This is a genomic window from Kordiimonas lacus, from assembly GCF_001550055.1.
GTDB classification, from domain to species: domain Bacteria; phylum Pseudomonadota; class Alphaproteobacteria; order Sphingomonadales; family Kordiimonadaceae; genus Kordiimonas; species Kordiimonas lacus.
In genome coordinates, this window is the sequence record NZ_LRUA01000002.1 from 65028 (window position 1) to 86044 (window position 21017).

Sequence of the window (21017 nt, forward strand, 5' to 3'; positions counted from 1 at the left end):
AAGATTTTTACGTCAGCGCCTGGTTACCACTTCTGGCGCTCAGAAATTGATAGCGTCCCAACTCCTGCGTGGCAACCATAGTGTATCGCTTACAGGGCAAAATGCGCGCACTGCGGGTCGGGCAAAGAAAAGCCTCGCCGGGCGGGCGAGGCTTGGTGGTCCTGAAAGGTCGGAGCCAAATTACCGGGTTGGTACCGGGATATCGCCGCGATAGTCGTAGAAGCCGCGGCCCGTCTTGCGGCCCAGCCAGCCGGCTTCGACATATTTCACCAGCAGTGGGCAAGGGCGGTATTTGCTGTCCGCCAGGCCGTCATAGAGTACCTGCATGATAGAGAGGCAGGTGTCGAGGCCAATGAAGTCCGCGAGCGTCAGCGGGCCCATCGGATGGTTGGCACCCAGCATCATGGCGTCATCGATGGCTTCCACGCTGCCCACGCCTTCATAGAGCGTATAGATGGCTTCGTTGATCATCGGCATCAGGATACGGTTGACGATGAAGGCCGGGAAGTCTTCGGACACCACAGTGGTCTTCTTCAGCTTTTCCGTGAACACATGGAAGCGGTCGAAGGTTTCTTCACTGGTGGCAATGCCCGGGATCAGCTCAACAAGCTTCATCACGGGTACGGGGTTCATGAAGTGAACGCCCATGAATTTTTCAGGCCGGTCGGTCGAGGCAGCGAGACGGGTGATGGCAATGGAACTGGTGTTTGATGCCACCAGCGCGTCGGCCTTCAGGTGCGGGCAGAGTTCCTTGAAGATGGTCGTCTTGGTCTTTTCGTCTTCAACCGCGGCTTCGATCACCAGGTCGCACTTGTTGTGGGCGGCGAGTGTGTCGGCCAGCTTGATGCGTCCGATGGCGGCGTCCATGTCAGTGTCTGTGATCTTGCCCTTGGTCACCTGACGGCCCAAGTTGCCGCGGATCACCTCAAGCCCGGCTTCCGCCCGGTCCATCGACACGTCAGACAGGAGCACGTCCATGCCCGCGAGCGCACAGACATGGGCGATCCCGTTGCCCATCTGGCCTGCGCCAATAATCCCTACCTTCTCAACCATGATATTCTTTCTTTGCCACGTGTTAAGTCGTGACTTTTTCTAACATATTTTTTGATACTGGGGCAAAAAAGGGCGCGCAATTGGTGCGAATTTTAGTCGCACGCGCTGCACGCCCTTTGGAATGTGTTAGCCGAGGGCTTTTTCAAGCGCCGGCACGGCTTCAAACAGGTCAGCCACAAGGCCATAATCCGCCACCTGGAAGATCGGGGCTTCTTCGTCCTTGTTGATTGCAACGATGATCTTGCTGTCCTTCATACCAGCCAGGTGCTGGATCGCGCCGGAAATACCGACAGCGATATACAGCTCTGGCGCCACGATCTTGCCGGTCTGGCCGACCTGGTAATCGTTCGGCACGAAGCCGGCGTCCACAGCCGCGCGGGATGCGCCAACGGCAGCGCCCAGCTTGTCAGCCACAGCGTCGATGATCTTGAAGTTCTCGCCTGAGCCCATGCCGCGGCCACCGGAGATGATGATCTTGGCGGATGTCAGTTCAGGACGGTCGGATTTCGACAGCTCAGCCCCCACATAGGACGACACACCGGACGCTGGCGTGGCAGCGATGCTTTCAACGGCAGCAGAGCCACCTTCAGCGGCCGCCTTGTCGAAGGCTGTGCCGCGCACGGTGATCACCTTCTTGGCGTCAGACGATTTCACGGTCGCGATGGCGTTGCCGGCATAGATCGGACGCTTGAAGGTGTCTTCGGAGACAACTTCGATGATGTCGGAGATCTGCGCCACATCCAGGGCCGCTGCAACGCGGGGCAGGAAGTTCTTGCCCGACGTGGTGGCCGGCGCCAGGATCGCGTCGTAGCCGTCAGCGATGGATAGCACGATTGCAGCCAGTTCTTCCGCCAGCGGATGCGCGTAAACCGCATCGTCGGCAACTAGAACTTTGGACACACCGTCGATTTTCGCGGCGGCGTCTGCGGCTGCGCCGCAATCCGAACCCGCGACCAGCGCGTGTACTTCACCAAACGCTTTGGCCGCTGTGACAGTGGCAAGCGTTGCGTCTTTTACCGACGCGTTATCATGTTCTACAATTACGAGAGCGGTCATTAGATTACTCCCTTTTCTTTAAGCTTGCCCACGAGTTCCTCAACGCTTTCAACCTTGATGCCGGCTTCGCGTTTCGGAGGTTCTTCAACCTTGATGGTGGTCAGGCGTGGTGCCATCTCAACGCCAAAGTCGCCGGGTGTTTTCTCATCAATCGGCTTGCGCTTTGCTTTCATGATGTTCGGCAGCGTCGCGTAGCGTGGCTCATTGAGGCGCAGGTCGGTGGTGATGACCGCCGGAAGGCTCAGCTTCACGGTTTCAAGACCGCCGTCGATTTCGCGCGTTACATTCACGCTGTCGCCGTCTGCAGCAACTTCAGAAGCGAAGGTGCCCTGCGGCCAGCCCAGGAGCTGTGCCAGCATCTGGCCGGTCTGGTTGCAGTCGTCATCGATCGCCTGCTTGCCCAGAAGCACGATGCTTGGGTTTTCTTCTTCCACGATGCCCTTGAGGATTTTGGCAACCGCGAGAGGCTCGGTCTCGCCGTCATATTCAACCAGGATGCCGCGGTCGGCGCCCATGGCGAGGCCGGTGCGCAGGGTTTCCTGTGCCGCCTTCGGGCCGATGGAGACCACAACGATCTCTTCCGCCTTGCCGGCTTCCTTCAGGCGGATTGCTTCTTCGACAGCAATCTCGTCAAAAGGGTTCATGGACATTTTAACGTTTGCGAGCTCAACGCCCGTATTGTCGGATTTAACGCGAACCTTCACGTTATAATCGACGACCCGTTTTACGGGGACCATGATCTTCATGGGGTTCTTTCTCCCAGTTTTTTGTGCAGGGCAACAAAGCCCCTGAGAACCTTGGTTGACAAAGTCGGGGCAAAAGAGGCCCCAACCCTTGGAAATATTAGGGATACACAGCGTTAAACCAGATAAAAACCCGAGTCAATGCAGTGCAGCATTTTGGGCTGCGCCGTAGCGGTAATCGGGTCTATCGTGTGGCGCCGGGCACCCACAAAACGTCCGAAGCACCATCCTTATTGAGGTGCCTTGAAAGGACAAATAGGTGGTCCGAGAGACGATTCAAATATTTTATCGCCGCTGGATTGATTGAAACCTCCCGCGCAGCCTTGATCGCATGCCGTTCCGCCCGTCGGATCACGGTACGGGCCAGATGCAGATGCGCGCTTGCGGGTGATCCACCGGGCAGGATGAAGCTGGTGAGCGGCTGCATCCGCTCGTTCATGCGGTCGATCTCTTCCTCAAGCCGCGTGACCTGCGCGTCGGTGACCCTGAGCGTCATCTCGCCGGGGGTGAAATCCTCGCCTGGGGTCGAAAGGTCAGCGCCCAGATCAAACAGCTCATTCTGGATGCGGGCCAGCATCTGGTCGGCGGGGCCTTGTGTGGTCAGGCGCGCAAGCCCGATCACCGAATTGGCTTCGTCCACCGTGCCGTAGGCTTCAATGCGGGCGTTATCCTTGGCCACACGGTCACCGCCGGTGAGCGAGGTTTCGCCCCCATCGCCGCCGCGCGTGTAGATTTTGGTCAGCTTCACCATGCCGCGCCCCTAAAGCGTGAAGGCGAACAGGGCAAAGAACAGGATGGCCAGCGCCTGCGCCGCTACCCGTGCCTGCATCAGCTTGTTGCCGTACTTCTTGTTGAAGTCACCGCCCTTCGCCATGGTGCCAAAGCCCGCGAACAGGATGAACAGGGTGAACAGCATGAACAGCATGCCGAGTACCAGGAAGATAAACATAAGGGTTGGTCTCTCTTTTGCGTTTTGCCCACTATAAACCACTACGGGTATGGGGCAACAGCAGACCAATGGGTGCGGCAATTGATTCACCTTTTTCTTGCGCCGGGGGTGATGTTCGGCTCTGAATATGCGGGACAACCGGGTGGGGGATCTATGAATTTCTATTCTCAGGAACTGAATGCCGAACTGGGCGCGGGCGAAAAGCTCATCTGGGCCGGCGGGCCGAAGCAGGGGATATATCTAACTCAGCGGGATTTCTTTTTGATCCCGATTAGCTTGTCTTGGCTTGGAACGGCTGTTGCTTGGGAATATTCTGTTTGGACCGACGGCGGGCATATCACATCGCTTCTTTTCGGTGGAGTTTTAGTCGCAATTGGCCTTTTTATGACGTTTGGACGTTTCATCGATGACTGCTGGAGGCGCTCAAAGACAATCTACGGACTATCCGAAAGGCGGGCGATTATTTTGGAAGGTCGCAACGTAAAGTCTGTTCAGCTTTCGTCGGCGACTACGTTCCAATTCTATCGGCATAACCACGGACGTGGGACGATACAGTTTGGTGTCACTCCAGAGGATCAGAAAAAAACTGGTGTTGGCGCTCTGTGGGCTTTTGATACCACTCTGCCCACCTTTGAACAGATCGAAGATGGCGAACGCGTTTATGCCGAAATCAAGAGGATCGTCGGGCTTTAAAGGCCAAGCGCGGCGAGCAGATCTGCCGGGTCGACACCACTTTCGCGCAGACTCTCAAGCGTGACGGACTTGTTCCTTTTGGCGAAACGCTCGCCGCGCTCGTCCAGCAAGAGCCCATGATGGTGATAGACAGGCGTGGGGTACCCGAGCAGTTTCTGCAGCACGATGTGGATATGGGTGGCGTGGAAAAGATCTTCGCCGCGAATGATGTGGGTGATGCCCTGAAGCGCATCGTCCACCACCACAGACAGGTGATAGCTGGTGGGCGTGTCCTTGCGCGCCAGCACCACGTCGCCCAGTTCGTCGGGGGTGGCTGTCACCTCACCCTTGAGTTCATCCTGCCAGACGAGCGGCTCGCCGATGTGCGCCAGCGCTTTCGCCAGGTCCAACCGCCAGGCGTGTGGCGTGCCCTCAGCGAGCAGGGTGCTGGCATCGTCGCGCCCACGGCAGATGCCCGGGTAAATTGGGCCGTCGGGACCGTGCGGCGCACTCTCACTTGCGTCGATTTCGCGGCTAATGTCTTTACGCGTGCAGAAGCACGGGTACACAAGCCCCATGGCCTTCAGGCGGTCGAGCGCATTCTGGTAATCACCAAAATGCTCGCTCTGGCGCCTGACCGGTTCTTCCCAGTCAAGGCCCAGCCATGTGAGGTCCTCAAATATGCCGCCCACGAATTCGTTTCGGCACCGAACTGTATCAATGTCTTCAATGCGCAACAGGAACCGCCCGCCCGCTTCCTGCGCGCGCCGGTAGGCCAGCAGCGCTGAATAGGCATGCCCCTTGTGCAGCCGCCCTGTGGGGCTGGGGGCAAAGCGCGTGACAAGCTGACGGGGCGTGGTGTTCATGCCCGCACTTTAGGAAACGCAGAGCGGAAAGCAAACCAAATTGCGCAGGCCCACATGACGGTATCCATGGCTCAGATCGAATCACAACATAATGCTTTGTCATCCGGGTGTAACACTGTATCTTGTATATATGACCTGTCGGAGTTGAAGCCTTTATGTTTGTGGGGCGGTGCCGATGGTGGGCGTCGGTACCCTTTCCGGCTTGTCGGGGGGATATAGACTATGGGTGTTAACTTTACGCCCCATTTGCCGAACCCGGACACCTGTCCGGCCCTTGTGCTGAACGCCGACTACAGGCCGCTCAGCTACTTTCCTTTAAGTCTGTGGAACTGGCAAACGGCCCTGAAGGCCGTTTTCCTGGATCGCGTGTCGATCCTGTCGAACTATGACCGCGAGGTGCATTCGCCCTCCATGTCCATGCCGCTGCCGAGCGTGATCGCGCTCAAGAAATATGTGCGGCAGCCCAAGTATCCGGCCTTCACGCGCTTCAACCTGTTCCTGCGTGATGAATTCACCTGCCAATATTGCGGCGCCACCGAGGAGCTGACGTTCGATCATGTGATCCCCAGGAGCCAGGGCGGCCGCACCAGTTGGACCAACATTACGGCAGCGTGCGCGCCGTGCAACCTCAGGAAGGGGGGCAGAACACCGGAAGAAGCGCACATGTACCCCATGCGTAGGCCCATACGGCCCACGGCCCATGAGCTTCATGAACACGGTCGCCAGTTCCCGCCAAACTATCTGCACGAAAGTTGGCGGGATTTTCTTTACTGGGACGCGGAACTCGAACGCTAGGCGAAGGGTTCCCCCGCTTCCATCCGTATCAGGCCCTGGGTGCCAGATATGGAAGGAGGCCATATGTCAGATGTATCTGCCATTGGTGGTGGTCAGGGGTTTCGCCCGCCGCCGCCCAAACCGCTCTCGGATGATCAGAAAAACCTGATCAGCGAGACACTCTCAAACTATGACCCCGACACTGTGTCAGAAGAAGACGCGCAGGCGATTGTCAGCGCCTTCAAGGACGCGGGCATCCGCCCGGGCAAGGAGCTTGCGAGCGCGATGGAGGAGCTTGGCTTCGACGCACGCGCGGTGGGCGAACTTGCAGGCGCTGAGCGCCCGAAGGGGCCGCCACCCCCAAAGCCGGGGGAAGGCCAGGCTCTCAACACCGAAGGCCTGCAAACCATCGAAGATATCCTCGAGGATTATGACCTGACCGAGCTTTCGGAAGAAGACGAGGAAAGCATCCTCAAGGCGTTCGAGGAAGCGGGCCTGATCGGCGAGGAAGGGTCAGTGTTCAACCTGACTGTATAAGCGAGGTATGTTCCGAGTAGGAGGGGCGGTCTCGTGCCTGAGGCCGCCTTTCTTTCAGTCTCGACCTAACGGCGTCATGCTGAACTTGTTTCAGCATCCATCATGTCATGGCCAAGGCAGCAGGTCAGTTGTCGTCGATCAATAGACGCTGTTTGCGAAGCTGGCGGTACGCCAATCAAGTTCAGGGTGACGGCTGGCGGCGTCTGCCATCACACCCGTTTCGAGATCCAGATGGCGGCTTTACAGCCGGCCTTGATGGCGGCGGAGAGGACAGGGTAGCCCACGGCTTCCTCGGCGCCATGTTCTTCGGCGATCTTCTTGTGTTCGACCTCTTCGGCCTGGAACTTTTCGATCACTTCTTCAAGCTCAGGGTCTTTGCCCTCAAGCCGGTCACGCTGGTGCTGGTAATGGTCGTCGATCACCTCTTCAACCGCCTGCGTGCAGGCCATGGCGGCCTTTTCGCCCATCAGCGCGGTGGTGGCGCCAAGGGCAAAGCCGGCCACATGCCAGAAGGGTGTCATCAGCGTGGGGCGCACGCCGCGTTCGGTGATCATCTTGTTGAAGCGGTCCAGGTGAACCTCTTCCTGCTCATGCATGTGCTTCAAAAGCCCCGCCTTGGGGTGGCTGTCGCCCATCACGGCGCGCTGGCCCGCATAAATCCGCACCGCGCCATATTCGCCCGCGTGATCAACGCGGATCATGCGCTCGGTCTCTTCCTTGAGGTTCCGGTCACCCGGCAGCGGGCGCGCAGGCACCTGTTTCTCAAGCGTTGGCTTTGGCAGGGTTTCTTTTGCGGTTTTGGCCATGCGTTTGTCCTCAGGCGTCTTTCGCTTTCAGGGCGCAAAAGGCGGTCATGCCCAGCGCGATCAGGAAATTATAGCCTGCCATGGAGATTCCGAAAAGGGACCATGCTATTTCGTCGCAGCGAATGAGCGGCGCGTCCATGATGGCCTTCAGCGCGTCATCGACGCTGTCGGTCACATCCACATAGCTTGAGCAGGTGGCCAGCCCTTCCCACCAGCGCTGTTCCACGCCGAAGTGGAAGGCGGCGATGCCCGCGTCGGTGGCGAACAACAGCGCCAGCAGCACCAGCACCCATTTCCGGGGCAGGCTTTTCATGCCGGTCGCGATCAGGCTGACGGCCATCACGGCCATATAGGGGTAGCGCTGCCACCAGCACAGCTCGCACGGCGGATAGCCCGCCAGCTGGAAGGCGAAGGCCGAGCCCAGAAGCAGCGTCGCCATGATGCCGGCAAACAGCACCGGCTCGCGGTTCGGGAAGGATGTGAGTGTCTCGCTCATGCGTGGGTCCTAAAGATACTTGAGGGCGACAAAGCCCAGAATGCCTAGCACCATGAAGGCGGTGGTGACAAGCCCGAGGCGCTTTTCGATAAAGTCGCGGATTGGGTCCCCGAACTTCCACAAAAGCGCCGCGACCAGATAGAAGCGCGCGCCGCGGGCGGGAATGGACGCGCCCACAAACACCAGCGGGTTCAGCCCCACAACGCCACTGGCGATGGTGACCACCTTGAAGGGGATGGGCGTAAAGCCTGCCACCAGCACAATCAGGATACCGTAGTCGGTATAATAGCCGCGGAAGGCTTCGAATTGCGCCCCATAACCGTAAAATTCGATGATCGGCTGGCCGATGGTCTCAAAGAGGAACATGCCGATCAGATAGCCCGCAACGCCGCCCAGCACACTGGTGACCAGCGTGATGGTGGCCAGCCGCCAGGCTTTCAGCCGGTCGGCCAAAATCATGGGGATCAGCATGATATCGATGGGGATCGGGAAAAAGCTGGATTCCGCGAACGAGATGGCGCCAAGCCACTTTTCAGACGCCGGGCTTTGGGCCTTTTCAATCGTCCAGTCGTAAAGTTTCCTCAGCACGGTCGCTGCGCTCCCCCTAAATGCTTTTGGCGGCACCGGCCCACACCCCCACCCGACCACCCACGGGATTATACTTGGGGTGGTCGGGTGGGGGTGTGGGCTGGACCAGCCAGCTACAAGCATGATCCTTAGCAATGGGGCGGGGGGATGGCAACTGAATGCGCCTGTGCACACGAATTATTTATGGGGGGTGTTCAGGCCGCTCACTGCATGCTTGACGGCAGAAGAAACGCGTATATGATGCACCCGCTTTCTACCGCAGATTCGATGCGCAGTGCCCCTGTGGCGGAACTGGTAGACGCGCGGGATTCAAAATCCCGTTCCTTCGGGAGTGTCGGTTCGATTCCGACCGGGGGCACCAAACAAACGGCGACCTTTGGGTCGCCTTTTTGTTTTGTGCCTTCCTTGAGGAATAACCGTGTTCGTTCACGCAGCGAATGGAATGAGCGAAGTAGACGTGAGCATGGCAAAGCCAGCGCAACGTCATTCCGACCGGTGGCACCATTTCACATAAGTCATAGATATTGTTGGAAAACTGAGCGAAATTTGGGAATCCGGACTAGGTGCGATATTTCCTAACTCCCTGAAAAATCAGTATTTCAATCTAGGCCGACAACCGATTTTTCCGGCTGCGGGTGCCATTTTGGGGACCAAAATCAAGAACACCTATCAGAGGATTTCTGTTGAACAAAAACAACCTTAAATGATCTAATTGCCGCCTGTTTGAATAATTAGCTAGGCTTGACGCATGTTTGAGAAACTACCCCACGAGTTAGAGGAAGGCGATATCAGGCGTGTGGTTGATCAGCGCTGGAAGGAAGGCGATACCCTCGAATTCAAGACATTCCCGTTGAAAAATGGCTCGTTGGATTTCGAAAGCTGCCGTGACCTGATTGCAAAGGAGCTTGTCGCGTTTGCAAACGCCCATGGTGGTTGGCTGATTTGTGGCATTGATGAAGTCGAAGGCGTAGCAGAGAATATTGTACCGGTCGCTAATGCAAGTGACGTGTTGGAAAGGCTGTGTAGATCTTTTGCCGATACAATTGATCCAAGACTAACGGTGCTCCACGTCGGGGACGTTCAGCTTGGCGACACTGGAAATGGGGTTCTGGTTTTCTATGTCCCTCGGTCGCGCCTCGCCCCACACAGGTGTAATCTCAAGAAAAATAAGGAATGCTATTATCGTCGGGGGGAGGAAAGTAGGCCGATGACGATGAGGGAGATACAGGATTTAACTCTTTTTGCCTTTCAAGGAATGCAGGCTGTTGATAGTGCACTTCGGGAAAGGGAACGATTGTTCGCGAAAAAAATGGAGGAAATGTATCCAAGGGGCAGTGGAGGCTTTGGGGTGCGCGGCTCCTTTTATCCACTTGAACAGCTTCAAGTGGATGATATGGCACAAGACGGTCGTCCAAGAGCGACAGCATTGCCAATTTCTTGCAACCAAACAGGTTTGACGTTGAAATTTAAGTCTGGGCCGGACTATTGGCGGCCAATTTTGCGCGGTGTTTCGGACGATAATTTTGATCGTCGGAAAGAGGAGCCGATGGTTCTCGGGCGGGAAATCTATGGAAATGGCTTGATAGAATACAATTTGTTTAGCAAGGCTATGCCTCTCGATCATGAAAAGAGAGAATTTACGTCAGACCTGAAAGCAGATTGGATTTTTTTCATACTATGCAATGGATTAATCTCTGCAGAACTGTTCCGGCGCCACGCAGGCGCTGTTGCCGCAGAATACGCTCTAGAAGTTGAAGTGCTGTCTCCTGAAATGCCGGTTAGAATGTTTACCCTAGCAGGGACCTTGCACGGGCGATTGCCGAAAGGGCAGACGAAATTCCCAAGGTATAGTGTTGGCCCACGACCAGAGTTTGAAAAACTGGTTAAGGTTTTCGAGCGCGATATGTGGAACGCAGCCAAACGGCAGGACAAGGCAGAGTTTGGACCCAATTTTGAGGGCGCTTTTGGGGCGCTTCAATCACAAGGATAGGTCCAGATACGCCAGCGTTCGGGGTACCATTTGGGTACCAATTGATTTCTAACTATTTGTTGTTAAGCCATTTTGTGCGCCCGACCGGGGGCACCATTTCTCAGGCTTCGGTCTTTTCCAGATAGTCTTTGACGGCCTTCAACAGCCCATCGCTGGCGGCTTGTATGGGGGATCGACAGGTGGCCTCAAAATCTTGGATCGTTTGTGGTGATCCACTCACAGTCCACATCAAAACTTGATGCCCTGCCAACAATGTTCTCAGGCAACAGAGACAATGCTCTGATGAGTTTTCTTGCGGTCAAAGGTGGGTCCAATGCTGCATCAACGTACAAGGATGTACCATTCGCCTTGATATGGTCGAATTGCTCGAACATTACAGGGCCGATTTCATCGACCAAGACAAAGCCGGTCGAGCACCAGCCCATGCCGTCCTCGATAAATCGCTCGATCTTGAAGCCAAGTTTGTCGGCAAGCGGTTCTATCATTGCCACGACTTGCAAAACGGGTTCGCAATGCTTGCTTGGCCACCCAGGAAAGTCTTCTGAGGTCGAAAATTGCACTTAATCCCCCAAGTCCAAAATGCGTCAAAACTATCTAGCTCATGCAACCTAATATGAAAAGAACAGGCCCTCAATCAGTTGGTGTTTGCTGGTGGGCAGGAGTGCTGCCTAGTGGGTATTTGTGCGCATTATTTGTACTGAACCGTCACTAAGATATTTTTTTTATAAGGATTCTTGCTTCCGACCGGGGGCACCATTTCTCAGGCTTCGGCCTTTTCAAGATAGTCTTTGACGGTCTTCAACAGCTCATCGCTGGCGGCTTGTATGTCCTGCAGCACGTCGGCCTGGATGCGCTGCATCACCATCTTGTTGCGAAAGGCGGACTGCAGGGCATGGTTGCCCGCCAGCTCTTCCCTGGTGGAAACCACCTCGCGGAAGCGGTAGCGAAGATGGTTGCTGAGGTCCAGCGTGATGTCCTTGGAATAGGCGTAGGAGGTGTTCGTCTGCTGGATGGCTTCCATATAGGCGCTTTCATACCGGAGGATCGCGGCCTGCATGTCCTTTGACGTGATCAGGTCCAGCTTGCCGCCTTCGATCAGGCGGCGCAGGGCCGCGGGCCGGTGGCGCACGCCCCAAAAGCGGTAAACGGCGATGTGGGTACGCTGGAAGGTGGCCAGGTCTTCGTCGGTCCAGCTTTCCTTATACAGCAGGCCCGTTGCCGCGGTTGTCAGGGCGGCGACCTCGCGCGATTCTGCTATCTCCTTGGCGCGGTCCTGGGTTTCGGCCTCAAGCTGGCTGGCCAGGAATTCAAGGAAATAGCGGCCTTCAGCGGCGTCCTTGCGCGCCTGGTTCCAATCTGTCACCTGCAGGCCGATGAAAATACCGGTAATCACCACCAGAACGTCCAGCCCCACGGCCACCCAGTTCTGGTCTGTCACATGTTTCATAAACCGCCGAAGGATCATGGCGTTGCTCCCCTCAGCCCCCGCGTGAAGCCTAGCCGCATTTGGCGCGGCTGTCTAATAGGGGTGTCAGTCGCGGGCGCGGATGGTGACACGCGGGCTGGTGTAGTTCCAGTCGCACACCAGATCGCTTGAATATTTCTGGCAGATATTCAGCGCCACCACTGCCAGGCAGCGGCCGCCAAAATCACCCTTGATCATCAGGTCCTGCGGGGCGTCGCTGATGTCCAGCAGGGTGCGGCCTTCACTCTGCTGCTTCTCCTTCACCCTCGCGAGGCTAACAGGCGCGCTGCTGATGTCGAACGCGATGTGCCGCGTGTTGTCGAGCAGGACACTGTACCATTGGCCGCTAAAGTGCCAGGTGGCGCCGATGATCAGCAGGCCTATGAGCGGGTTCAGCTTCACCTGCGACAGCTTCAGTTCCTTGATCTTGATGAAATACAGGTTGATGCCGCTTTGCAGTGTCATGTCGGCCCGGTCGCGCATCAGCACCACGACGCCGGTCAGCACCAGCAGCCCGAACACCGCCGCCGCCAGCGGCACCAGAATAGAGGCCACCAGCACCCAGAAGCCCTGTTCGTGGGCCACGCACAGCGCGCAATCAGGAAGCATGGTCTTCAAGCTCCCACGGGATAAAGATGGTGGTGATGCTGGTGCCTTCAAATGTTACGGTCACCACCCCGGGGTCAACCGTGAAGCCGGCATCGGAAACGCTGGCCTCGAAGGCGGGGGCCATGCCCAGGAACACGTCGCTGACGCGGTGGGCATGTTCTTCAAAGAAGGCGGCAATGGCGCCATCAAGTGCCTTCAGCGACCCGGCGGACAGGCTGTGTTCGTGCTTTCGCAGATAGGCGCCGCGCATGAACACCGGAATGGCTGCCTGCAGGAAATTAGGATCGCTGAGGCCTTTGCGGTTCCGGTTTGTGAACTGGTGGTAGTAATAGCTGAAAATTTCGAACCGACGGTTTTCATAGGCTTTCCAGTCCAGCTCCAGAAGGTCAGCCAGCATCTGCCGGTCGGCGCTGAAGCCGCCAAATTCGACTTCGCAGACGGTCTTGTCCTTGTACATCCAGACGCTGCAGGCTGCCGCTGTGCCGTAGCCCTGCCAGGACTGGTCCCTGAAGTTGCATTCACAGCGCTTGTCGGCCGCCCTGACGTCCGACGCCGCCCCCGCTATGCACGCCAGCGCGACGCCAACGAACACATGTAACAGCCTGTGGTCCATCCCATGCCTCCCCCAGATGAAAGATCAAATCTGGGTTGCATCATAGCGTATTGTCGGTTGCTTTGCTATCTGGCGTCAGTCCTGCGGCGTGGCGGTTGTCGGCGGGCAGTAGCGCTGGCCCTTGTCGAAGATGATTTTCCAGTCGCCGTCCGCGTTCTTTCGCCAGGTGGAATGATAGTATGCCACCACCGTGCCGTCTGGCGCTTTCACCGGGCCGGTTGAATGGGCCAATGTGCCGCTATTGAGCACCAACACGGTCTCGGGCGCCCAGGAAAAGGGCGCAGCCTCGCCGTCATAATAGGGGCGCCAGCGCATCATCACGGCATCACGCCCGCGGTCCGGCACATTGGGGCCCCAGAAGACGGTTTCCTCATCCAGGAAGCTGGCGAAGGCGTCAAAATCGCGGTCGGCCATGGTTTTGGCGAAGGCGGCCTCAACCGCCGCTACTTCTTGCTCAAGCGCCGTGGCTTCATAGCCGGACAGCAGGTCGTCTGCCTGCAGCGCGGGCGTGCCCAGGCCGATGGCCGCCGCCAGGATAATGGATGTCAGGTGATAACGGGTCATGCTGTGTCCTCCCCAGCCCAATGTCTGGTGGCAGTCTACCTTGAGGGCCGGGGAGTTGTCTATTGCACGTCGGTTGAGGGGCCTCAGGGGCCTATTCCGGTTTCCTGAGCACCATGAAAATGGCCTTCTTGGGCCCCGGGCGCCACTTGTAGGCCACATCGAAGCCGGCATTGGTGAAATCGGCTTCCAACTGATTGGCGGTGATGAAGGCAACCACCCGCGGGGCATAGCCCACCAGCCGCATCAGCGGCAGGATGGGCTTCAGCCAGCCCATGCCGTCCTTCAGGCACACGGTACTGGTGACAAACAGGCCGCCGGGCTTGAGCATGCGGTAGACCTGTTTGATTACCTCGCGCCGGTTTGGCACCAGGTGCAGGATGGAATGGGCCATCACCATATCGAGGCTGGCGTCCTCAACCTTCAGGTCATCGATGGCGGAAACCTCGAAGGTGACATTCTGGATGCCCTCCGTGTCGGCTTTGGCGCGCGCGATGGCGATCATTTCCTGAGAGATATCAGTGGCGCGGATGTGCTTCACATGCGGGGCGTGCCTGAGCGCCGTGGTGCCCGTGCCGCAGCCGATTTCAAGCACCTCCATGTCGGGCGTGAAATAGCCGCGCGTGACTTCAAGCTTGCGCTCGTAGGACGGCATGTCCGAGATTTTTGATTTCGCATAGCCCTTGGCCATGCGGTTCCAGAATTTTGCGTCTTGCTGCATGATGTTCCCCCATCGTTGCTGTCGTGGCCATAAGCCGATTGCACAGTGTATGTGGGAATGGGGACAGCGGCGTTAAAGGGTGACCTCAGGATTTTGCATCGCGCCGCAGTTTCAGGCGGTGGCCCACATCGACGATGGCTTCAATCGCGGGCTTCAGTTCCGCGCCCAGGTCCGTCAGCGAATATTCCACGGTGGGGGGTGAGCTGGGCACCACTTCCCGGTGCACGATGCCTTCGGCCTCCAGCTTCTTCAGCCGGGTGGTCAGCATCTTCGCAGACACGCCCACCACATCGTCCTTGAGTTCGCTGAAGCGGCGCGGCCCGGCCGACAGATGCCAGATGATATTGGGCGTCCACTGCCCGCCGATGATGGCGAGGCACTCGCTCAAGGGGCACATGGGGGGCGTGGATTCGACCTTGCTTTTGCGGCGTGTGAGCATGGGCTTCTTTCAATTTCATAAATATTACAGTGGGTTACCAATCGGTTCCCTACTTACCAGATGGTAACCTCAAAGTCATAGTTACCTATTGAAACTAACTATGCAGTAGTTATTTGATTTCGTAAAGAACGTGCATCCAAACGCTCAACGGAGGACGAAATCATGTGGCACAGTAGGCGCGCAACCGAGGCGCTCAACATCCGGTATCCGATCATTCAGGGTCCTTTCGGGGGCGGCTTTTCCAGTAGCGATCTGGTGGCGGCTGTGTCGAACGCCGGGGGGCTAGGCTCCTTTGGCGCGCATAACCTGACGGGCGACCAGATCCGGTCGGTGGTTGCTGAAATCCGGGAAAAGACGGACAAGCCCTTCGCGCTGAACCTTTGGGTGTCGGTGGTGGATGAGGGCGGTCATGGCCTGACGGGGCCTGAGTATGTGGCTGCCCTGGAAGCTTTCGCGCCCTTCTATGAAGAACTGGGCATCAGCGCGCCGCCGCCGCCCGAAAATCACATTGAAAACTATGAGGAACAGGTCAAGGCCCTGATCGAGGCGCGCCCTGACGTGTTCAGCTTCGTGTTTGGTATCCCCTCAGTGGATGTGCTGGCGCGCTGCCGCACCGCCGGCATCAAGACAATGGGCGCCGCCACAACGGTGGCCGAGGCCAAAGCACTTGAGGCTGCCGGCGTGGATATCATCCTGGCCACCGGGCTTGAGGCGGGCGGGCACCGGCCTTCGTTCCTGAAGGCGGCTGAAGAAAGTCTGGTGGGCACGCTGCCACTGGTGCCGCAGGTGCGGGACGCGGTCTCTGTGCCCGTTGTGGCCGCCGGCGGCATTGGCGATGCGCGCGGTATCAAGGCCGCTTTCGCGCTGGGGGCGGACGCCGTGCAGCTGGGCACGGCCTTCCTGGCGTGCGCAGAATCGAACGCCACCGACGCCCACAGGGACTGGCTTTTCGACAATGCGTCCGACGACACGGTCCTTAGCCGCGTGTTCACCGGGCGGCTGGCGCGGGTGAAGCGCAACCGCTTCACGGAAAGCGCGCCCGCGCCGCTGCCGTTCCCGCTGCAGGCCTGGTTCACCGGCGTCATGAAAAACACAGCCGCGAAGGTCGGGCAGCATGATCTGGCGTCGCTCTATGCCGGGCAGGGCTCGCCGCTCCTTAAACACCGGTCGGTCGAGGCGCTGATGACCGCGCTGCTGGCTGAGCTTGACCCTCAATTTCTTAAATCCCAAAACCCAATCATGGAGACTGACAATGTATGACCTTTATTTTTCCCCGGGCGCCTGTTCACTGGCTTTCCACACCATGCTGCGCGAGGTGGGCGCACCGTTTCAGCTGATCAACAAGGCCGATGTGCCTGAGGACGATTACGCCGCGATCAACCCCACAGGCACTGTGCCTGTCCTCAAGGACGGCGATCGTTATGTCCGGGAAGGCGCGGCCATCGCGCTCGCGATCGCGGAAGCCTTCCCGACCGACCTACTGCCGGTTGGGGTCGCGGGCAGATCGGCGCGCGAAGCCATGCTGTTCGCCAACGCCAGTGTACACCCGGCCTACAGCAAGCTGTTTTTCCTGGCCTTCAACCTGGAGGACGGCCCAGTGAAAACCCAGGCTCTTGAATTGGCCGCTGCCCGGGTTGCCAAATTGTGGGCCATTCTGGACCAGAGACTGGAGACCAGTGCCTATGTTGCGGGCGATGCGCTGACCATTGCCGACATCATGCTGACGGTTTACGCCAACTGGGGCCAGTTCTTCCCGGTCGATATTCCGCTTGGCAAGAATGTCCAGCGTGTGATCGCTGATGTGACCAAACGCCCTGCCTTCCAGGAAGCGCTGGCTGCTGAAGGTGTGACCTACAAAGCCGCTGCATAAGCCTGACGCCGGGGCGCCCATTGGGTGTCCCGGCTGCGCCACTATGGTTCTTGTTTTGTTCCGATTGTTTGGTGCATACTGCGGTCCTGCAACCGAAGGGGGAGAGATAGATGATCAAGGGAAGCTGTCACTGTGGCGCGGTTCATTTTGAAGTGCGCAAGCCGCTTGAATGGATCACCGAGTGCAATTGTTCTGCCTGCCGCAAACTGGGCACCATCTGGGCCCATGCGGATGAGAGCGAGATTGACCTGACATACGCTGAAGGCGCCACCCTCAGTTATGTCTGGGGCGACAAGACTTTGGCGTTCCACAGCTGCAAGACATGCGGCTGCACCACCCACTGGCTGACGCTTGATAAGGCAGAAGTTCCGCGGATGGCTGTTAACATGCGCCTGGCGGAGCCTGCCGCTGTCGCCAACATTCCGGTGCGGCACTTCGACGGCGCCGACACCTGGCGGTATCTGGATTGATCTTTTCTTTACTTGGGGCGGTTTGAGGCGCACATTTCCCTTTCGCGATGGGGTCGCGGGAGAGACAGAGTATGGCAGGCAACGGCCCCCAGAAAACACGCGTCTACGGCAGTCACCCCATTATCGATAGCGAAAGATGGTCGGTCTACAATCACCGACCTGACGATATCGTCATCACCACGTCCTATAAGGCCGGCACTACCTGGATGCAGACGATCGTTGCCAACCTCCTGTATCAGGACGGCAACTTCCCTGCGCCCGTCAGCGTGATGGCGCCGTGGCTTGATATGGCCCTGCCGCCGCTTGATGAAGTGGCCGCCGGGCTTGAAGCCCAGGAAGGGCGACGGTTTATCAAGACTCACCTGCCGCTTGACGGCATCCCCTTCTATGACACGATGAAATATATCTATGTTGGCCGGGACGGGCGCGATGTGTTCATGTCCATGTGGAATCACCACAGCAATTACAATGACGACCTGAATGCCATGGCGCGCGCGACCGCCGCTGCCCATGGCAGGGAATGGCCCGCAGAATATGCAGACATCCATGCCATGTGGCGTGACTGGGTCGGCAGCAGCTGGTTCGACTGGGAGGAAAGCGGTTTCCCTTACTGGTCGCACCTGCATCATGTGCAAAGCTGGTGGGACCACCGCGACCTGCCCAACATTCATTTTGTTCATTTCGCCGACCTGTTGGCCGACCCGGAAGGGGCGATCCGCCGCCTGGCTGCCTATCTGGATATCGAGATTGATGAAGCCATGCTGCCTGGCATCCTGGAAAGGATATCCTTTGGCGCTATGAAAAAGGGGTTCCAGAACATCATGCCAGAAGCCGACGATATCTGGCGCGGTGGCGGCAGTACCTTCATGAACAAAGGCACCAACGGCCGGTGGCGCGGTGTGCTGACGGATGAGGAGCTAGGGCAATATGACGCCGTGGTCGCGAAAGCGCTGGCGCCGGATTGTGCCAGATGGCTGGAGCACGGCGGGCCGGTCTAGATATAATCGAAGTCTTCCTCCGGGTGATGTACGTCCGGCTGCACCGGATGGATCGGGACAGTCAGGGTGACAGTTGTGCCCTTGCCTTTCTCGGATTCGATCCGCATGCCGCCTTTCATCAACAACATGAAATGTTCCACCAGCGGCAGGCCAAGGCCCGTTCCTTCGCCTTCCGTCTGGACATACATCTGCTCGCTCACCTGGGCAAACGGCTGCATCGCCAGCTCGATTTCCTGATCACTCATGCCGATGCCGGTGTCAGCAACCTTCAGTTCAAACTGGTCACCCAGCTCAGTGGCCTCGATGGAAATACTGCCTTCTGCAGGTGTGAATTTCACCGCATTTGATACCAGATTGATAATCACTTGCTTCAGGATGCGGGGGTCGGTTGTGATCTCGAGTGGCGGCACATTGATCTGCAGCTTCTGGTTCTTGCGGTCCATCAGCGGCTGGCTGAAGGAAACGGCTTCCTGCACGATCTTGTCCAGATAGGCATCATTGAATTGCAGTTCGAACCGGCCCGCTTCCAGCTTCGACAGGTCGAGGATGTCATTGATGATGTCCAGCAGATGTTTGCCGCTGTCGCAGATGTACCCCAGATATTCTTTGGTCTGTTCGGGCGTAACCGTCATATCCCTTTGCAGCATCTCGGAAAAGCCGATTACCGCGTTCAGGGGCGTCCGCAGCTCGTGGCTCATGGATGCAAGGAAGCGTGATTTGGCAATGCTGGCGGCTTCGGCTTCCTCTTTCGCGTGGGTCAGTTCCATGGTGCGTTCCACCACCATTTGTTCCAGCCGCTCTTTCTGTTCTTCCTGCAGTTTATAGTGCAGGCGAAGCTCATGGATCATATCTGCGAAGGCGCTCTGGAGGATGCGGAGCTCGTCATGGCTGTTGCGTTCACTGTTTTTGAGAAGCGCTCGGGTGATTTCGTCATCCAGCTCTTTCTGCAGGCCGCCAAAGCGGGCGCGCCGGGCAAGGCTGGTGACCATCTGCAGCGGCTTCAGCCAACGCTTCAACAGCCAGGCGGCGACCACAAGGCCCAGCAGCGCCAGCACGCCGGCATATAAGCTAGCCTGCTTGATCAGGTCGTTGATGCTGCCGTGCACCCGTTCGGTGGTTACCCCCAGATGTACAACCCCTATGAGTTCCTGATGCGTCGTACCGGCTGTTTCCGTTGGCTCGGCGTCAACCATCAGGTCTTCGTCGAACAGGTCGTCGCTGTCATTGGCCAGCAGGTCGCGCCAGATCGGGGCACCGATATGCATGCCGGCGCCAAGAATGTCCGTGGCTTCTGCGCTATTTTCTGCGTGCTGCAGCACAACAGACCCCCGTGCCTGCTGCACAGTGCTGGCGACAATGGCGTCAATTTCCTGTTCCTTGACCGTCTCCGGCAGAGAAGCGATCACCTGGCCCGATGGGTCAAGGATGCTGATGTAACTGACGTCCGGGTCCTGCAAATAGGGACGCAGGGTTTGTTCGAGCAACAGCCTGTCGCGTACCAGAACACCCAGTTTTACGTTTTTGGCGATCCCCGTTGCCGTGGCTTGGCCGCGCTGTTCGAGGTCGTCCGTGAACACCCGCGATGAAGTCACCACAAATGCGGCAGCCAACAGCCCGCCGACAGACAGAACCAGAAGCACGAGGAACCCGATGGCCCTTTGTGTCAGGCTGAGGTTGTCTGCAAGCCAGCGCCCTGGCGCCCATGTCTGGTCCCGCCTCTTCATCGCAGCACCATCTTGATACCTGCAGGGGCATCGCCGGTGGCCCTCGGGGTCTGGCTGCGTGTGTCTTGATTGACCAACAACTGGAACAGGGTGGGGTCATCAGACAGATCCGGTGCAACACCGGTCTGAAGAAATTGCTCAATGGCACGGCCAAGCTTTTCGCCCAGCCGGGCAGGGTCCACTGTCAGGGCGGCCAACATGCCGCGCTCCACCAGTCTGTCGCTGTCTACCAGGGTGGGTATCTGGTTCTCAAGTGTCAGCTGCAGGATATATTCGACGGTGTCGCCATTGATGGCCACCCGGTCCTGAATGAAGATGAGGGCATCCATTTCCTGGATCGCGGTCCGCAGGCCTTCAGGCACATCATAGGGCCGCTGGACATAATAAAACTTGATTTGCAGGCCGAGGTCTCGCGCTGCCTCGACTGTCGGGTCCCGGATTTCATCCAGGCTCTGTTTGGTGGCCAGGAAACCAACTTTCTGGATATTGGGTGCCAGTGCCTTCAGCGCCTGAAGCTTCAGTTTGGGCGAAGGAGGAATGACAAGGTTGACGACACTATCTTCATACTTGTCTGTTTTTATATCCGGCGTGCCAAGGCTGTAGAAGATGGGGACATCTTTCAGCTCGCGGGCGATCATGCGGGTGGCGGGTTTGCCAAGCGTGATCACCAGATCCAGGGCTCCGTCCTCTTTCAGTTTTGCCAGTTCGTAGGAAATCTGTCTGCCAATGCGAACGCTGCCTCTCATGTCCATGTATTTGACAGGGCGGCAAAGAGCGCAATGCTGGTTGAGAGCTTCTGCAAGCGTGATGCTTTGGTCGCGCTTGACGGTATCCACAACATAGACTTCCGCAGCCCAAGTGGGTGCGACCGGCAGGAGGCAGGCCAACAGGCCCCAGAGGCCGTGGAAACTCCTTCTCCACCTGCTTGCGCGAGAGCGCCTGTTTTTATAGCAGTCGTCCGCCGTCATATGCGATCGGTTTGTCCCTTTCCCGACAAAAGGGTCAGCTTGCCCTTTC

26 protein-coding genes and 1 tRNA gene are annotated in these 21017 nt (G+C 57.8%); 9 read left to right on the forward strand and 18 right to left on the reverse strand.

What is annotated here, in order from left to right; genetic code table 11:
- Positions 1–180 precede the first annotated feature (180 nt).
- The 5 genes from KORLAC_RS01395 to KORLAC_RS01415 form a co-directional block, all read right to left on the reverse strand.
- The gene (locus KORLAC_RS01395; protein ID WP_068301720.1) at positions 181–1053 is read right to left on the reverse strand and encodes a 3-hydroxybutyryl-CoA dehydrogenase; all 873 of its coding nucleotides are present in this window, start codon (positions 1051–1053) and stop codon (positions 181–183) included.
- 126 nt (positions 1054–1179) lie between these two features.
- Positions 1180–2109, reverse strand: a complete 930-nt coding sequence (locus KORLAC_RS01400) for an electron transfer flavoprotein subunit alpha/FixB family protein (protein ID WP_068301723.1) — start codon at positions 2107–2109, stop codon at positions 1180–1182.
- Positions 2109–2855, reverse strand: a complete 747-nt coding sequence (locus KORLAC_RS01405; protein ID WP_068301731.1) for an electron transfer flavoprotein subunit beta/FixA family protein — start codon at positions 2853–2855, stop codon at positions 2109–2111. The genes KORLAC_RS01400 and KORLAC_RS01405 overlap by 1 nt, the downstream gene beginning before the upstream one ends.
- A gap of 181 nt (positions 2856–3036) precedes the next feature.
- The gene (locus KORLAC_RS01410) at positions 3037–3603 is read right to left on the reverse strand and encodes a cob(I)yrinic acid a,c-diamide adenosyltransferase (protein ID WP_068301735.1); all 567 of its coding nucleotides are present in this window, start codon (positions 3601–3603) and stop codon (positions 3037–3039) included.
- Between the two features lie 9 nt (positions 3604–3612).
- Positions 3613–3801: a twin transmembrane helix small protein gene (locus KORLAC_RS01415; RefSeq protein WP_068301739.1), complete on the reverse strand. Its 189-nt coding sequence runs from the start codon at positions 3799–3801 to the stop codon at positions 3613–3615.
- A gap of 72 nt (positions 3802–3873) precedes the next feature.
- On the opposite strand from KORLAC_RS01415, the gene KORLAC_RS01420 reads away from it, so the two are divergent.
- Positions 3874–4494 (forward strand): hypothetical protein, encoded by a 621-nt coding sequence (locus tag KORLAC_RS01420; protein WP_139167478.1) that lies wholly within the window; start codon positions 3874–3876, stop codon positions 4492–4494.
- Here the strand turns inward: KORLAC_RS01420 and gluQRS are convergent.
- Positions 4491–5339: a tRNA glutamyl-Q(34) synthetase GluQRS gene (gluQRS, locus tag KORLAC_RS01425; protein ID WP_068301747.1), complete on the reverse strand. Its 849-nt coding sequence runs from the start codon at positions 5337–5339 to the stop codon at positions 4491–4493. The genes KORLAC_RS01420 and gluQRS overlap by 4 nt on opposite strands.
- A 222-nt stretch (positions 5340–5561) precedes the next feature.
- On the opposite strand from gluQRS, the gene KORLAC_RS01430 reads away from it, so the two are divergent.
- A complete protein-coding gene (locus KORLAC_RS01430) occupies positions 5562–6134 on the forward strand; it encodes an HNH endonuclease (RefSeq protein WP_068301749.1) in 573 nt (190 codons plus the stop codon).
- Between the two features lie 63 nt (positions 6135–6197).
- A complete protein-coding gene (locus KORLAC_RS01435; RefSeq protein WP_068301752.1) occupies positions 6198–6650 on the forward strand; it encodes a hypothetical protein in 453 nt (150 codons plus the stop codon).
- A 209-nt stretch (positions 6651–6859) separates the two neighbouring features.
- On the opposite strand, the gene KORLAC_RS01440 is transcribed toward KORLAC_RS01435, so the two are convergent.
- From KORLAC_RS01440 to KORLAC_RS01450, 3 genes are read right to left on the reverse strand one after another with little or no spacing between them, the layout of a single operon-like run.
- The gene (locus KORLAC_RS01440; protein WP_068301755.1) at positions 6860–7456 is read right to left on the reverse strand and encodes a demethoxyubiquinone hydroxylase family protein; all 597 of its coding nucleotides are present in this window, start codon (positions 7454–7456) and stop codon (positions 6860–6862) included.
- Positions 7457–7466: 10 nt separating this feature from the next.
- Entirely contained in the window at positions 7467–7952 is a 486-nt protein-coding gene (locus KORLAC_RS01445) for a disulfide bond formation protein B (protein ID WP_068301759.1), read from the reverse strand.
- 9 nt (positions 7953–7961) lie between these two features.
- Positions 7962–8540: a YqaA family protein gene (locus KORLAC_RS01450; protein ID WP_068301763.1), complete on the reverse strand. Its 579-nt coding sequence runs from the start codon at positions 8538–8540 to the stop codon at positions 7962–7964.
- Between the two features lie 276 nt (positions 8541–8816).
- Between KORLAC_RS01450 and KORLAC_RS01455 the strand changes: the two genes are divergently transcribed.
- Both KORLAC_RS01455 and KORLAC_RS01460 read left to right on the forward strand, forming a co-directional pair.
- Positions 8817–8901: transfer RNA gene (locus KORLAC_RS01455), tRNA-Leu, on the forward strand.
- Between the two features lie 387 nt (positions 8902–9288).
- Positions 9289–10530: an AlbA family DNA-binding domain-containing protein gene (locus KORLAC_RS01460; protein WP_068301770.1), complete on the forward strand. Its 1242-nt coding sequence runs from the start codon at positions 9289–9291 to the stop codon at positions 10528–10530.
- Between the two features lie 185 nt (positions 10531–10715).
- Here KORLAC_RS01460 and KORLAC_RS01465 read toward each other — a convergent pair whose 3' ends face one another.
- The 7 genes from KORLAC_RS01465 to KORLAC_RS01495 all read right to left on the reverse strand — a co-directional run bounded on the left by KORLAC_RS01465 (position 10716) and on the right by KORLAC_RS01495 (position 14938).
- A complete protein-coding gene (locus KORLAC_RS01465) occupies positions 10716–11090 on the reverse strand; it encodes a hypothetical protein (RefSeq protein ID WP_068301773.1) in 375 nt (124 codons plus the stop codon).
- A gap of 200 nt (positions 11091–11290) precedes the next feature.
- Positions 11291–11995: a hypothetical protein gene (locus KORLAC_RS01470; RefSeq protein WP_068301776.1), complete on the reverse strand. Its 705-nt coding sequence runs from the start codon at positions 11993–11995 to the stop codon at positions 11291–11293.
- A gap of 66 nt (positions 11996–12061) precedes the next feature.
- Entirely contained in the window at positions 12062–12604 is a 543-nt protein-coding gene (locus KORLAC_RS01475) for a hypothetical protein (protein ID WP_068301778.1), read from the reverse strand.
- A complete protein-coding gene (locus tag KORLAC_RS01480; protein WP_068301780.1) occupies positions 12594–13217 on the reverse strand; it encodes a hypothetical protein in 624 nt (207 codons plus the stop codon). Before KORLAC_RS01480 ends, KORLAC_RS01475 begins: the two co-directional genes overlap by 11 nt.
- Before the next feature lie 75 nt (positions 13218–13292).
- Positions 13293–13781, reverse strand: a complete 489-nt coding sequence (locus KORLAC_RS01485) for a YybH family protein (RefSeq protein WP_068301783.1) — start codon at positions 13779–13781, stop codon at positions 13293–13295.
- Between the two features lie 91 nt (positions 13782–13872).
- Positions 13873–14499, reverse strand: coding sequence for a class I SAM-dependent methyltransferase (locus tag KORLAC_RS01490; RefSeq protein ID WP_068301786.1), 627 nt, complete (start codon positions 14497–14499; stop codon positions 13873–13875).
- 85 nt (positions 14500–14584) lie between these two features.
- Complete coding sequence (locus tag KORLAC_RS01495; RefSeq protein ID WP_068301789.1) at positions 14585–14938, reverse strand: winged helix-turn-helix transcriptional regulator; 354 nt, start codon at positions 14936–14938, stop codon at positions 14585–14587.
- A 162-nt stretch (positions 14939–15100) separates the two neighbouring features.
- Between KORLAC_RS01495 and KORLAC_RS01500 the strand changes: the two genes are divergently transcribed.
- The 4 genes from KORLAC_RS01500 to KORLAC_RS01515 all read left to right on the forward strand — a co-directional run bounded on the left by KORLAC_RS01500 (position 15101) and on the right by KORLAC_RS01515 (position 18276).
- Complete coding sequence (locus KORLAC_RS01500; RefSeq protein ID WP_068301792.1) at positions 15101–16198, forward strand: NAD(P)H-dependent flavin oxidoreductase; 1098 nt, start codon at positions 15101–15103, stop codon at positions 16196–16198.
- Complete coding sequence (locus KORLAC_RS01505; protein ID WP_068301798.1) at positions 16191–16808, forward strand: glutathione S-transferase family protein; 618 nt, start codon at positions 16191–16193, stop codon at positions 16806–16808. The genes KORLAC_RS01500 and KORLAC_RS01505 overlap by 8 nt, the downstream gene beginning before the upstream one ends.
- Before the next feature lie 110 nt (positions 16809–16918).
- Positions 16919–17278 carry a GFA family protein gene (locus tag KORLAC_RS01510; protein WP_068301803.1) on the forward strand — a complete coding sequence of 120 codons (360 nt, stop codon included), beginning with the start codon at positions 16919–16921 and terminating at the stop codon, positions 17276–17278.
- 71 nt (positions 17279–17349) lie between these two features.
- Positions 17350–18276, forward strand: coding sequence for a sulfotransferase domain-containing protein (locus tag KORLAC_RS01515; RefSeq protein ID WP_068301804.1), 927 nt, complete (start codon positions 17350–17352; stop codon positions 18274–18276).
- On the opposite strand, the gene KORLAC_RS01520 is transcribed toward KORLAC_RS01515, so the two are convergent.
- Complete coding sequence (locus KORLAC_RS01520; protein ID WP_068301808.1) at positions 18273–20000, reverse strand: sensor histidine kinase; 1728 nt, start codon at positions 19998–20000, stop codon at positions 18273–18275. The genes KORLAC_RS01515 and KORLAC_RS01520 overlap by 4 nt on opposite strands.
- Entirely contained in the window at positions 19997–20836 is an 840-nt protein-coding gene (locus KORLAC_RS01525) for an ABC transporter substrate-binding protein (protein WP_160328570.1), read from the reverse strand. The genes KORLAC_RS01520 and KORLAC_RS01525 overlap by 4 nt, the downstream gene beginning before the upstream one ends.
- Positions 20837–21017: the final 181 nt, after the last annotated feature.